This is a genomic window from Streptomyces sp. NPDC097617, from assembly GCF_044761485.1.
Taxonomy (GTDB): Bacteria; Actinomycetota; Actinomycetes; order Streptomycetales; family Streptomycetaceae; genus Streptomyces.
Window position 1 is genome coordinate 12130 of the sequence record NZ_JBIWCL010000042.1, and the last position, 12653, is coordinate 24782.

The 12653-nt window shown below is 74.4% G+C and carries 11 protein-coding genes; 8 read left to right on the plus strand and 3 right to left on the minus strand.

Features of this window, described 5'->3' with window-relative positions:
• Positions 1-70: 70 nt before the first annotated feature.
• The 4 genes from ACIQZO_RS38455 (at position 71) to ACIQZO_RS38470 (ending at position 5305) form a co-directional block, all read left to right on the plus strand.
• Positions 71-2941 (plus strand): LuxR C-terminal-related transcriptional regulator, encoded by a 2871-nt coding sequence (locus tag ACIQZO_RS38455; protein WP_403635787.1) that lies wholly within the window; start codon positions 71-73, stop codon positions 2939-2941.
• A gap of 71 nt (positions 2942-3012) precedes the next feature.
• Positions 3013-3300, plus strand: coding sequence for a hypothetical protein (locus tag ACIQZO_RS38460; RefSeq protein ID WP_403635789.1), 288 nt, complete (start codon positions 3013-3015; stop codon positions 3298-3300).
• A 103-nt stretch (positions 3301-3403) separates the two neighbouring features.
• Positions 3404-4309: a Crystal protein ET79 gene (locus ACIQZO_RS38465; protein ID WP_403635791.1), complete on the plus strand. Its 906-nt coding sequence runs from the start codon at positions 3404-3406 to the stop codon at positions 4307-4309.
• A gap of 198 nt (positions 4310-4507) precedes the next feature.
• On the plus strand, positions 4508-5305 hold the full coding sequence (locus ACIQZO_RS38470) for a rhomboid-like protein (RefSeq protein WP_403635793.1): 798 nt from the start codon (positions 4508-4510) through the stop codon (positions 5303-5305).
• Positions 5306-5343: 38 nt separating this feature from the next.
• Here the strand turns inward: ACIQZO_RS38470 and ACIQZO_RS38475 are convergent, their stop codons facing one another.
• Positions 5344-5961: a TetR/AcrR family transcriptional regulator gene (locus ACIQZO_RS38475; RefSeq protein ID WP_403635795.1), complete on the minus strand. Its 618-nt coding sequence runs from the start codon at positions 5959-5961 to the stop codon at positions 5344-5346.
• Positions 5962-6029: 68 nt separating this feature from the next.
• On the opposite strand from ACIQZO_RS38475, the gene ACIQZO_RS38480 reads away from it, so the two are divergent.
• Entirely contained in the window at positions 6030-7364 is a 1335-nt protein-coding gene (locus ACIQZO_RS38480) for an alpha/beta fold hydrolase (RefSeq protein WP_403635797.1), read from the plus strand.
• A gap of 130 nt (positions 7365-7494) precedes the next feature.
• On the opposite strand, the gene ACIQZO_RS38485 is transcribed toward ACIQZO_RS38480, so the two are convergent.
• Entirely contained in the window at positions 7495-8283 is a 789-nt protein-coding gene (locus ACIQZO_RS38485; RefSeq protein ID WP_403635799.1) for a hypothetical protein, read from the minus strand.
• Positions 8284-9031: 748 nt separating this feature from the next.
• Here ACIQZO_RS38485 and ACIQZO_RS38490 point away from each other — a divergent pair.
• Together ACIQZO_RS38490 and ACIQZO_RS38495 are read left to right on the plus strand one after the other, a co-directional pair.
• A complete protein-coding gene (locus ACIQZO_RS38490; protein ID WP_403635801.1) occupies positions 9032-9892 on the plus strand; it encodes a C40 family peptidase in 861 nt (286 codons plus the stop codon).
• Positions 9893-9996: 104 nt separating this feature from the next.
• Positions 9997-10380, plus strand: a complete 384-nt coding sequence (locus ACIQZO_RS38495; protein ID WP_403635803.1) for a hypothetical protein — start codon at positions 9997-9999, stop codon at positions 10378-10380.
• Positions 10381-10459: 79 nt separating this feature from the next.
• Here the strand turns inward: ACIQZO_RS38495 and ACIQZO_RS38500 are convergent, their stop codons facing one another.
• Positions 10460-11575, minus strand: coding sequence for a MerR family DNA-binding transcriptional regulator (locus ACIQZO_RS38500; protein ID WP_403635805.1), 1116 nt, complete (start codon positions 11573-11575; stop codon positions 10460-10462).
• Between the two features lie 277 nt (positions 11576-11852).
• Here ACIQZO_RS38500 and ACIQZO_RS38505 point away from each other — a divergent pair, with 277 nt between their 5' ends.
• Positions 11853-12116 (plus strand): hypothetical protein, encoded by a 264-nt coding sequence (locus ACIQZO_RS38505; protein ID WP_403635825.1) that lies wholly within the window; start codon positions 11853-11855, stop codon positions 12114-12116.
• The last annotated feature ends 537 nt before the right edge of the window (positions 12117-12653 follow it).

The following is a 12653-nucleotide window of genomic DNA, read 5'->3' on the forward strand; positions in this document are numbered from 1 at the left end:
GCCCGGTCCGCCCGCTGATGATTCATAGGGAGCCCAGGTCAGGGGCGCGTGCGCGACGGAGGTGTTACGGGTGGCGGGGAACTTGCTGGTCGAACGGGATGACGCCCGGGCGGCGACGGCCGCCGCGGGAGCCTTCGCGCGAGCCGGCAGCGGCCGTTGGCTGCTCTGGGGAGCCCTGCCCGGCATGGGCCGTACGGCACTGCTGGACGAGCTGGTACGGCGCGCGACGGCGGGCGGGGCCATGGACGCCGTGCACCTGCGCTGCTCCCGCGAGGAGTCCCGGTTCCCCTTCGCGGTCCTGCGCCAGCTCTTCCCCGAAGCGGACGCCGTCCCCTTCGCGGAGCAGCCGGCGGCCGACGAACAGCGCACCTTCCACCGCCTGCTGGCCCACCTGGCACGGCGGGCGGCCGACCGGCCCACCCTGCTGGCCGTCGACGACGTCCACCTGGCCGACCGCGCCTCACGGCGCTGGATCGGCTATCTGGCGCGCCGACTCGGCAACTTACCCGTCCTGCTGCTCCTCACCGAGCGCTCCGGATCGCAGCCGCTGGCGCTGCACGAGAGCACGGGCACGGCCGCGGTCCTCCAACCGCTCAGCGCCCCGGCCGTCCTGCGGCTCGCGCGGGCCCACGGCCACGCCGCCGACACCGAGGTCCTCGACCTGTGCGTACGGGCCTGCGCCGGCCACCCGGTCCTGCTGCACGCCCTGCTCCGCGACTTCGCCGCCCCGACCACCGCCGCCACCGCCGCCGCCGCCGACTCCACCGCCACCGCCGCAGGCCGGGCGGCGCCGCGCTACCGCGCCGCGATCGGCGACTGGCTCACCTCCCGCGCCGACCCGGTCTCCCGGCAGGTCTGCCTCGCCCTGTCCATAGCGGCCGAGGGCGACGACATCCGCGACGGCGACGGAGCCCACCTGCTCGACCGGACCCTGCTCGACCGGACCCTGCTCGCGGATCCGGCCCACCCCTTTGCGGGCCCGCCCGCCGAGTCCCCCGGGGCGGCCTGGGCCGCACGCCTCTTCGCCGAACCACTGGCGCGCGAGGCGGCCCTGACGGTCGCCGACCCCGCCGAACTGCGTTCCCTGCGTACCCGGATCGCCGCACTCCTCGACGAGCGCGGCGCCCCCGCACACCTGGTCGCCGCGCACCTGCTGCGCGTGGAGAACCCCGACCGGGAGTGGATGCTCCAGTCGCTGGAGGACGCGGCGGACGACGCCCTGCGGGCCGGACGGACCGCCGACGCCGTCCCCCTCCTGCGGCACGCGCTGACCGGACCGCTCACCCCCGACCGGCGCACCGCGCTCACCCTGCGCCTGGGCGCGCTGGAGCTGCCGCACTCCGCCGACGCCGGGATCCGCCGGCTGCGCGCCGCCCTGGAACTGGCCTGCGACGGGGAACGCGCCGCCATCGCCCCCGCCCTCGGCGCCGCGCTGGTGGCCCGGGGCCGCCCCGGCACCGCCATCGACGTACTGCACCGGGAGAGCGCCGCCACGGACTGCGGGGAACTGGTCAAGGTCCTGCAGTCGGTGTCCGCCCTGATCGCCTCGCACGACGCCGCCGAGTGGCGCGGTGCCGTGGCCGCCATGCGCGACCTCGCCGCCACGGCACCCCCCTCGCTGGAACCGCTGGCATGCGGACTGATCACGGAGTACGAGGCGGGAGCGGGGCGGCTCTCGGCCGCCGACGTCCTCGAACGCGTACTGCCCCGCCTCTCGGCACCCGTCCACCCCGCGATCCGTACGGGCTGGCTCGGCAGCGCGGCCACCCTCCTGCAATGGGCCGACCGGCTGGAGGAGGCCTGCGCCCTGGCCGACGCCTGCCTGCCCGCCGCACCCGCCCTGCCCGACCTGACGGACATCGGCCGCCAGTGCCTGATCAGCATCCGCGCGGAAGCGGCGCTCATGTCCGGCGCCTTCCACCGGCTCCTACGGGAGAACACCCCACTCCTCGACGCCTGCACCGGCCACGGCATCCGCATGCCCCACGTGGCATCCATGGTGGCCCTGGCCCACTGCGAACTCGGCCGCCCCGACACGGCCCGGCAGGTACTGCACGGCCTGGGCGGGCAGGGCGCGAGCAGCTCGTGGGAATGGAACGAGGTCCGCTACGCCCGGGCCCAACTGCACGCGGCCGAAGGCAACTGGCAGGCCTCCCTCGCCGACCACCTGGCCTGCGGTGCGGGCCAGCACGCCCGCGACTTCGTCAGCCCGGTCGCCACCCCCTGGCGGTCCGGCGCCGCCCTGGCCCTGGTCCGGCTGGGCCGCCCGGCACACGCCCGGGAACTCGCCGAGGAGGAACTGGGCCACGCCCGGGCCTGGGGCACCCCGCGCACCGTGGGCCGCGCCCTGCGCGCCTGCGCCGCGGCCTCGGGATCCCGGGCCGGGCTGGACCTGCTGGAGGAGGCGGTGGCCCTGCTGCGCCCCGCCCCGGCGCCCGTCGAACTCGCGGAGGCACTCATCGACCTGGGGCGCGCCCGGATCGCCGGCGGGAACGGCCGCAAGGGCCGCGACCTGCTCGACGAGGCGCACGCGCTGGCACTGGCGCTCGTGCGACCCGAACCCCCGGCCACCACCCCGGGCAACGCCCCTGTCCCGGCCGCCACCCCCGTCACCGCTCCCGCGAACACCGCGGCGGCCGGCACCGGGCGCCTCGTGCGCACGGCCCAGGACGCCCTGCGGGCGGCCTCCGCCCGCCGCACCCGGACCGCGACCGCGGGCGGCACGGCGCTCACCGAGGCCGAGCTGCGCATCGTACGGCTCGCGGTCCGGGGCGAGACCAACGAGCAGATCGGTGCGGCGCTCCACCTGGCCCGCCGCACCGTGGAGACCCACCTGACCCACGCCTACCGCAAGCTCGGCGTGACCCGCCGCACCCAGCTGACGTCCCGACTCGGCGGGGACGGCGCCGTGTTCGTGGATTTCCACGATGCCCGGGCCTGAGCACCCCGGGCAGGGTGGTGCCCGTACCGACCACCCGGCCCAGGGAGGTCCGTAGAAGAGAGGGACCGCTCATGTCCGCCGCTTCCCGCCGTCGTGTCCGCACCCTTGCCCTCGCACTGCTCGGCGCCGTCGTGGTGGCCGGCGCAGCGGTGCCCGCCGCCTCCGCGGCCCCGGCTCCCGCCCCTTCCGCGCACACCGAGCGGGCCGCGCAGGCCGCGCAGTTCTGGCAGTGGGGAGGCGAGTACACAGACCGCTCCGGCGCAGAACTCGCCGGCAACCTGATGGTGTTCAGCGCCTCGGCCGTCACCTACTACGTCGAGTACGTACGCCAGCAGCAGTACGTCCTCTGGTACCGGTGACCCTCCCCGGCCGGTGAGCCCCGCGCCCCGCCGGCGCCTTGCCCGCGGCCTGCTCCCCACCCGTTCCTCAACCCCGTCGCCCCGCACGAAAGTTGGCTCTGCCATGTTCTCCTCGCGTGACTCCCGCCCCTTTGGCCACCGCCCTTCCCGCCGCGTCCGGCTGCGCTCGCTGCTCACGGCCGCCGCGATGCTCACCGGTGCGCTGGCCATGGCCCCGGCCGCCCAGGCGGCGGGCCCCGCCGCCGACCCGGCCCAGGCCCCGGTGTCCGCGAACGCCGCGCGCAGCACCAACGTGGTCGTACACAACCAGACCGGCCAGGGCATGCAGCGGGTGTGGACCAACCTGGACCACGGGTGCTGGACCAACGGGCAGCTGCCCGTGGACTACATTCCGGCCGGCGTGACCACCAGCTGGGCCAGCGAATCCTGCGGCGCCCTGACCGGAACCGAGGGGTCCGCCAACTTCTCCGTCGCCGGCGGCCAGGTCCAGATCCACTGGAACAACCCCTACGCGGGCAGCAACTCCTACAGCTGCGACGTCCCGTCCGGCTACTACTGCCAGCGCAGGGGCGGTTCGGGGAACAACGCCGGAGTGGAGTTCACCATCAGCGGCGGCCCCCGGACCCTCGCCGCCCCGCAGCCGGCCGCGGGCCCCGCCACGATCCAGGCGGCCCGCAGCACCCAGGTGACCTTGAACAACAGCACCGGCGGCCTGCTGGCCCGAACGGACTCCGGCCTCTCCCACGGCATCTGGAGCGACAACCAGCTCCCGCCCGTCAACATCATGCCCGGTCAGCGCGGCACGTGGCAGAGCGAGTCCGACGGATTCCTGACGGGCACCCAGGGCTACGCCACCTACCAGGTTCAGGGCGGCGGCCACGTGACGGTCCAGTGGAACAACCCCTACAGCGGCAGCAACTCCTACAGCTGCACGGCGCCCGCGGGCCGCACCTGCACCCGCACCGGCGGATCCGGCAACAACGCCGCGGTGGCCTTCACCCTCTCCTGACCCACACCACCCCCCACACAGCCACGGCACGGCGGGCGACCGCCGTGCCGTGGCCGCTCGGCGAGGCACCGGACCGGAACACGACGGCGACCGGCACCGAACTCCCGCCCGGACAAGGGCCGGTGACGCGCCCCGCCCGGAACGGCCGGTGCGACCCGCCGCCCGCCGCGTGCGGCCCGACCTGGAGAATGCCGCAGTATGAACTCTCCGTCACCATGGGGCCCTCCGGGCAGACTCCTGCGCGCCGTACGGGAGTACCCGCGCCGCGCGCCGCTGACCCTCGCCTACGTCTGCCTGCTCCTGGCCGGCCACGCCTGGATCGGCCACGGACTGTCCGCCGGCCGGGCGGCCGCCGTGCTGGGACACGTCAGCACCAACCTGGACAACCTGCAGGACCATCCGCTCTCCGCGCTGCTCGGCAGCGCGTTGTTCTTCGACGGCACGCTCACGGATGTCGCCTCGAGCGAATTCGTGGGCACCTTCATCACCCTGGGCCTCGGCGTCTGCTGCTTCCTGGCCTGGGCGGAGCACCGGTGGGGGAAGCTGCGCGCCGCAGCCGTGTTCCTCGGCGGTCATATCGCGGCCACCCTGCTCACGGCCGCGGTCATCGCCGTCGCGCTCCGTAACGACTGGTATCCCGCGGACGTACGGCAGGCCCTGGACTACGGGGTCAGCTACGGAGCCCAGAGCGTGCTGGCGTTCGGCACACTCGCCCTGCCCCGCCGGGCCCGCCCGCCCTGGGTCCTGTTCGTTCTCGCGTGGCCGCTCGGCGGCGCCGACTGGAGCGGACCGCTGCCGGACTTCACCACCGTCGGCCATCTCATGGCGGCGGCCCTCGGCTTCGCCCTGCTGGCCGTCCCCGCCTTCAGGCGGCAACGGGTCCCCGCCACCGGCCTGCCCGCCGCCGCGAGCGACTGCGGGCCGCACCGGGCCACCGCCGAGGAACCGGCGTCACCGGCAGCGCCGGCCGCATCGCGGACACCTCCATCGGCCTGAACTCCACCGCCGGGCCGGCCCGGGCCGGCCCGGCCCGGTCAGGGAGCGGGTTCGGCCGGGCGAAGGCCGCGGAGCACCGCCGGGGCCGTCCATCCGCGCAACACGGCGTGAATCGTCGAGCGGAACGCGGCCCCGGCCGTGGCGGCGTCGAGGGCCCCGGCCAGCTCAAGAGTGACGAGCCCGTGCAGGGCGGCCCAGATCGACAGGGCGATCGACGTCGTTTCGCCGGTGAGGACACAAGCCGCCGAGGCGCGGTCGATCGCTGCGAGGAGCGGGCGGACCGGGTCGCCGGCGCCCGCTTCCCCCGACGGGTCGAAGGACTGCACGCCGCCGAACAGCACCGTGTACAGGTGGCGGTGGCCCCGCCCCCAACCGCGGTACGCGACGGCCAGCGCGTAGAGGTCGGCGAGAGGGTCCGCGGAGGTCGCCACCGCCGACAGGTCCTGGAACAGGCCGGCGACGGCTCGGTCGCGCACCGCGCCGATCAGCCCCTCCTTGCCGCCGAACAAGGAGTACACCGCCGTCGTCGAGGTGCCGGCGGCGGCGGCCACGGCGCGGACCGTCACCGACTCCCGCGGACGGGTGGCGAGCAGCTCGGTCGCGCACACCACGAGCAGCTCTTTGACGGCTTCGTCGTTCGTTCTCGGCCTACCCACGGTCCGCAGCGTACCCCCTCCGATAACGTCGTTTTAAAACAGCGTTCTGAAACTGTCGGAGGTTCGCCGTGCCCACATCCGCCGTACGACTCGCGCGCCTCACCGGACACTTACTGTCGGCCCTGGCCGCCGTCGCGGCGCTGGTCGTCGTCTTCCTCGCGCTGATCGCCCTCACGGACGGGGCGGGCTCGGGGCTCGCCGCGTGGCTGACCACCCTCGGGTCCGGGGCCGCCCTCGCGGTGTGGCGCGGCCGGCACCGCACTCGGCCGGCGCGGCTCATGCCGTTCCTGCCGGTGCTCGCCGCGGCGGCGTTGACGGCATCGGTCTGCATACCGACCGCGCCGACGGCCCGGCGGCACCCGCCCGCCCTGCCGTTCGTGGCAACGCAGCACTGGAACCTGGACACCGGCAGCCGGGTCGCGGTCTACCACTACCCGCCCGCCGGCCCCGGCACCCGCCGGCCCGTCCCGCTCGTGTACCTGGGCGGCGGACCGGTCCGCGGCATCCCGGTGCTCGACCACCGGTTCCTGCAACTCCTCGCACGCCAGGGCTACGACGTCTACGCCTACGAACAGGCCGGCGGCGGGCGAAGCGACCTGCTCCCCATGAGCCAGTACACGATCTCCAGGTCGGTCCGCGACCTCGCCGCCTTCGTCGACCGCCTCGACAGGGGCAGCGTCGACATCCTCGGATTCTCCTCGGGCGGGGTCGTCCTCACCCGGGCCCTGGCCGATCCGGGCATCGCCGCACGCCTGCACCGGGCGGTCATCGCCGAACCCGGCCCCATGGACGGCCCCACCGCCCGCATCGACGGGCCCAGGGGCCGGCCATCCGCACGGGACCTCGCACCGGCCATGACCGGACCGCGATCCACCCACGTCCCCCGGTACGCCGTCGCGTTCGGCCTCATGCGCCTGGGACTCCTCACCCCCGACACCGCACTGATCGGACAGGCCGAGGGCGACAACGCCTTCACCGCCGCCGACCTCGGCAGCGACACCGCGGGCGCCTACTGCGCGCGCGACGCGCACCGCATCCCCGCCGAGGACACCGCACAGAACTTCTCCTTCAGCCCCGCCGCCGGCCTCCGCGTCCAGCAGACGGTCAAGGACTCGCCCTCCCTCGCACCGCTACTGAGGCAGTCCCGGACCCCCGCGATGCTGATGATCGCCGAATGCTCCTCCCAGGTCCGCCCATGGGCGACCGCCATCCTCGCGAACGACCCCGCCATCCGGCGCACCCAGTACCTGCCCGGAGTCGGACACCACATGTGGAACGGCCTGGACGACAACAACGACCGCGCCGCCGCCGTCATCACCGCGTTCCTCCAGGACAGGCCGGCGCCCCTGCCCGACCACCCGACCCGCGACGAGATCCCCACCTTCCTCCACGACCGCAAATGACAGCCCCGCCCCCGGACCGCCGCCCCCTCCCACGCGAACCGGCCCCCTGCCGCCGCGCACAGGAAAGCCGCCCGCGGCCCGCCCGCGCCCGCACGGGTTCGGGTGGTTCAGGTGGTTCGGGTGCGCGCGGTCACCGGGGCGGCTCGCACCGCCGGGGGAGCGTCACGGTCCCGGGCCGGTGCTCGAAGGTGTCCATGACCAGCCACTCGTCCAGCTCGGGGTCGTAGAGGTTCTGCACACCGAACTGCAGCACCTGCCAGAAGGTGCCCGGGTCGTCCTCGTCGACGTAGATGTCGCCCAGCGCGAGCGGCAGGCGCGGGTAATTCCCGGGGGGCAGCTCCGGCAGGACCACGCCCACCCTCCAGTGGTTCACGCGCCGCTGCGGGGTGCGCCGCAGGGTCTCCGGCCCGACGAACCGGGCGTTCTCGAACCCCTTGTTCAGCGCCTCCAGGTCGAAGCCCGGGATGCGTGAGCAGGGATGCTCGGTCAGACCGGGCCATTTGTACGTCAGTGTGTAGAGGGTGCCGTGGTGGATCAGATTGGTGAACCAGATCGGGTACCGCGGGCCGCCCGCGGTCATCTGGCTGTCGCCGTCCCTGCCCTCCCAGGTGAACGGCACCGTGATGCCCAGGTCCCGGACGATCCACCTGCCCTTGCCGCGGAAGTCGCGGGGCAGACGGGGCACAGGCGCAGGCGCGGAGGGCTCCTGCCGCGCGGCCGCGCTCGCGAACGACGGCACGGTCCCGGCCCCGCTGCCGGTGCCGGTCCGGGGCTCGGCGCCGACCGCGGGCGCGGCCGCCAGGAGGAGGGCGACCGCTCCGGCGAGAGCGGCGGACGCGGCCGTCCGACGTGTGCCTTTCCAACCCATGGCCACCCTCAACTGCGCGTCGGGCGCCGTCACGGCGCGGGGGACGATCACGGCGATGCCGGTACACCGTCCCCGGAATCCATAATTCCGAAACCGGCGGCCACCGAGCCCGCCCCGGTCGGCGCATGCCCGCCTGCCTCTCTCCGCCGATCGGGTCAGCAGCACTGCCGCGCGAAGCCCGCCCGCTCGAAACGGCCCGCCGCGAGGCCGGCCGGGCGGATCAGCCAGTAGAGGTGCCGACGTCACCCACGGGGCGGCCTCGCCGTCCGGCCGGGGACCCTGCCAGGACGCGCCGGAGCCGAGCACCGCGTGGGCGATCCCCTGCTCCACGGCCCCTGCACGGGCACGGGGTGACCCCCGAGCCGGTGCTGAACGTCGCCCGGGGCGCGGTCGAATTCATCGAGGGCGTCGGTGAACGGCGCGGCGTCGCCCGGGTGGTGGCGCCACTGCCGGGAGTCCACGGCCTCACCGGACGCGGCCCGCAAGCTCGGGGCATCGTCGGCCGGCACGCTCATCCCCGCCCGCCCGCCCGCCCGCGCGGTCAGCGGCAGCCACTGCCCCACCGAAGGCCTGCTGACGGCACATCAAAAGGCCTGGCGGGAGGGGGTTTCCCGATGGTTTCCCGTTTCCCGTTCCGGTGGGCGACCCGCGCCTCCTCGACACGCGGGGGTGACGGGGCACAGTCTCGAAGTGCCCGACGGACGGGCCGGCCGTGCTCACTGCGACGAGCACACCGCGAACACCACGACAGCACGGCGACCCGCGGGACGACACCGCGCGGCGGAACGGGGGAGCGGACATGACGATGCGCAGAACGGCGGTGGCGGCGACGGCGGCGCTCACCCTCCTGGCCGCATGGGGAGGCGCCAGCAGCGCCGCGGCGGCCACGGCACCGAAAACACCGCAGGCGGCGGGAGGATGCGCAGTACTCGCCCCCGGCGCCTCCGCGGCGGCGGAGAAGGCCGTGGCGGCCGCGTGCGAACAGATCGGCGTCTGGTACACCTGGGGCGGCGGCCACGGGCAACAGCCGGGCCCGACCTACGGTCAGGTCGACCCGAGCGACCCCGACAGCGCACACGACCCCGAACGCCTGGGCTTCGACTGCTCGGGACTGGTCCGGTACGCCTACGCCCGCGCCGTCGGCGGCGACCCGCTGTCCGGCAACGCGTACCACCAGTTCCATTCGCCGCACGTGAACCAGCGGTTCACAGCCGCCCAGGGGACCGGGCCGCTGCTCCCGGGGGACCTGCTGGCCTGGGGGTCGGGGGGCTCCATCCACCACATCGCGATCTACCTGGGCGCGGGGAAGATGGTCGAGGCCCGCGAATCGGGCACCCGGATCACCGTCAGCGACGTACGGCTGGGCGGGGACTACGCGGGAGCCGTCCGCATCGCACCGCCGCAGACGGCACCCGGCACGTTCAGCACATGGGGCACGGACGTGTGGACCCACAAGGAGCCGTCCACCACCAGCCCGCGGGTCCACCGGTTCCCCGGCCCGACCACGGTGCGCGTCGAGTGCCAGAAGCACGCCGAGCCGGTGACGGCGGAGGGCTACACCAACGACGCCTGGTCCTACCTGCCCGAGTACGGGTCGTGGATCACCAACATCTACATCAAGGGCCCCGCCTGGCTGGACGGCGTACCCACCTGCCCCTGAGCGCCCCCACCACCCGCACCACTTCCACCACCCGCACCATCCGCGCCACGACCGCCGACCACCCATCACCCGGCTCCCCCGGGGAGCCCCTTCGAGGAGGAAGCATGTCCGCACGCAAGAAGATCACTCTCGCTCTCGCCACCGCCGCACTGGCCGGCGGCATGGCCACCGTGACCGGCCCGGCCCGGGCGACGCCCGCCACGGACAGGAGCGCGGCCGCCGAATGCGCAGTCCGCGCCGACGGCAAGCTGTGGTGCGGCAACCGGGTCGGCGCCAAGGGCTACGAGCACCGCCGGTACAACTCCGCGGTGCGCGGGCCGCTGAACACGAGCCCCAGCTGGTTCCAGTGCTGGGGCCGCGGCGACCAGCACGCCGGCGGCAACAACGTCTGGTACTGGACCCAGTTGGACAACGGCCAGTGGGGCAACGTCGCGGCCGTGGACGTCCACACCTCGGTCGACCCCGCGCCGGGCCTGCGCGAGTGCTGACGCCGACCTCGTGAACAACGCCGGGCCCTCCTCGGCCGAGCCGAGGAGGGCCCGCGCCTGCGCCTGCCGGGGGATCCCTTCACGATATGAGCAGACGGAGGCCGAGATCGGCCGCGTCGAGGCCGGCGAGGCCGCTGTTGCGCTCGGCCCACCGACCGGACGCGAGGTCGCCGGCGAGGCTTCCTACCGCCCGCCGCTCCGCCTCCGGCCCCACCCTCGTCCACACCGACATCGCGCGGCGCACGCGATCCTCCAGGTACGCCTGCGGCCGCCGCCAGTACGCCTCGAACAGTCCGTCGGCGCAGTCCCACGGGACGGGCACCGGCTCGGCCCGGGCGCCGATCGCGTCGGCCATCATCGCGAGCGCGGGAAACCCCGCCAGGACGCCGGCGAACTCGGGCAGGTAGTCGCGGGTGAGCCAGAACCGGTCCCGCCATTCCGGCTCGTCGGTGTCGAAGGTGAGCACCACCACGCGGCGGGCCACCCGCCGCATCTCGCGCAGCCCCGCCACCGGGTCCCCCCAGTGGTGAACGGTGGAGACGGCCATCGCGACGTCGAAGGACCGGTCCTCGAACGGCAGGCTCTCCGCGGCGGCGGCCACGCACGGAGCCGAGCCGGCGGGCCGCTGCCCCCGCATGACCGCCGACGGCTCCACCGCGGTCACCTCGAGATCGGCGGGCTCGTAGGAACCGGTGCCGGCCCCGACGTTCAGCACCGTCCGCGCGTCCCCGAGCGCGTCCAGGATCTGCGCGGCGATCCGCGGCTCGGTGCGCCGCGTCGCCGGGTAGGCACCGCCGATCGCGTCGTACAGCCGTGCACCGAGCACCTCCAACTGCTCCTGCGGTGTCACCTTCAACCCCTTCGCCCGGGCCTCGAGTTCCCTGTCGATGGCCGCCACCATGGCGCCGGTGCGATCACGCCGCTCCAGCAGCAGGCCGCGCAGCCGGCGCAGATGCGCGACCGCGTCGGTGGACGGGTCACCGACCAGCTCGGCGACCTCCCGCAGTCCGAAGCCCAGCCTCCGGTAGCCCAGTACCTCCCGCAGCCGCTCGACGTCGCGCGCCGCGTAGGCCCGGTACCCGGCCGCGGTCCGCGCCGACGGACGCACGAGCCCGATCTCGTCGTAGTGATGCAGCGTGCGGACGCTCACCCCGGCCATCGCGGCCACGCGTCCCACGGTCCAGTGATCCTCCATGGCACCGACTGTGCGGCCTGACGCCATGTAAGGGTCAAGACCGCCGGCGCTGCGCCCCCCGAGGCCTCCGCAGCCTGCGTCGATACCGCCCTCAGTGGTCGCCCGGCGCGCAAAGCGGTCCTGGTCGCGTGGGCGACCTGATGCTCGTACAGGCAACCCGCTGCGATGCGCTGGCGTCCGACTCCGTGACGGACGATTGCCGATCACACCGGGAGAGCACGTGGCGACGAAGAGGCAGGCGGGGGAGACGGCGGGGGAGCAGGACCGCGAAAAGTGGATGGCGCGTTTCCAGGTACGGCTGGCCCTGCAGCCGGGCGTGGACCGGGCCGTCGTGCTCCAGGCGGTCAAAGAGGTCACGGCGCACTGCGCGGAAACGGGAGAGCACCCGCGGACCGCCTTCGGCGACCCGGACGCCTGTGCCGTGCAGGCCGCCGCGCGGCTGGTGCCGGCGGACCGGGCGGCGCGCACGAGGCGGCACGGCGCTGTGGTGGACGGGCTCGACTCCGTGCTCAAGCGGGTCGGGGACGTCGCCGGTCTGTGACCGGCGCCCCCGGGCACCGCGCACGCTGATCGCTGCTGCGTCAGCTGCTGCCGTCGGACTCGCCGAGGACTCCGCACGGAGCGGGCTTTACCAGCCGTTCTACGGAAGACGACGGTTGATGACAGAGCCGGGCCGGCAGCGGGCCGACCGAGGTTCGCGAGGGGCAGTGGCGAAGACCTTGTGGTCCTCCCGGCGGGCAGAGCCGCCTCATCCCGGAGTTCCGCAGGCGTCGGCCGGAGCTCCCGCGCCCGTATCGGAGCAGGCGCCCGACATTCCCCGGAGCGGCTGACAGCGCCGCCGCAGACCATTTTTCGGGGCTTTCGAGGCGGCCGGCTCCGGTCGCGCCACGGATCGTGCGGCAGGGGCCAGGAGAACGCTGCCGCTGCACGTACCGGTGCAGGCAGGCCCGGTCCGCATGACCGAATACCATCCCGTCGGGCAGCTGGCCGAATGTGGAGCCGCAGTGTTGTCGGGGAATCCGCGCCGGGACATGATCACTTCTCGCACGGCCTGACCATCCATGTGAGGACCGGCGCA

What these genes read in the sequence shown, in the direction of transcription:
- ACIQZO_RS38460 (WP_403635789.1), top strand. Translation starts at nt 3,013, where the DNA reads ATGTCCGCCGCTTCCCGCCGTCGTGTCCGCACCCTTGCCCTCGCACTG.
- ACIQZO_RS38465 (WP_403635791.1), top strand. Translation starts at nt 3,404, where the DNA reads ATGTTCTCCTCGCGTGACTCCCGCCCCTTTGGCCACCGCCCTTCCCGC.
- ACIQZO_RS38470 (WP_403635793.1), top strand. Translation starts at nt 4,508, where the DNA reads ATGAACTCTCCGTCACCATGGGGCCCTCCGGGCAGACTCCTGCGCGCC.
- ACIQZO_RS38490 (WP_403635801.1), top strand. Translation starts at nt 9,032, where the DNA reads ATGACGATGCGCAGAACGGCGGTGGCGGCGACGGCGGCGCTCACCCTC.
- ACIQZO_RS38495 (WP_403635803.1), top strand. Translation starts at nt 9,997, where the DNA reads ATGTCCGCACGCAAGAAGATCACTCTCGCTCTCGCCACCGCCGCACTG.
- ACIQZO_RS38500 (WP_403635805.1), bottom strand. Translation starts at nt 11,575, where the DNA reads ATGGAGGATCACTGGACCGTGGGACGCGTGGCCGCGATGGCCGGGGTG.
- ACIQZO_RS38505 (WP_403635825.1), top strand. Translation starts at nt 11,853, where the DNA reads ATGGCGCGTTTCCAGGTACGGCTGGCCCTGCAGCCGGGCGTGGACCGG.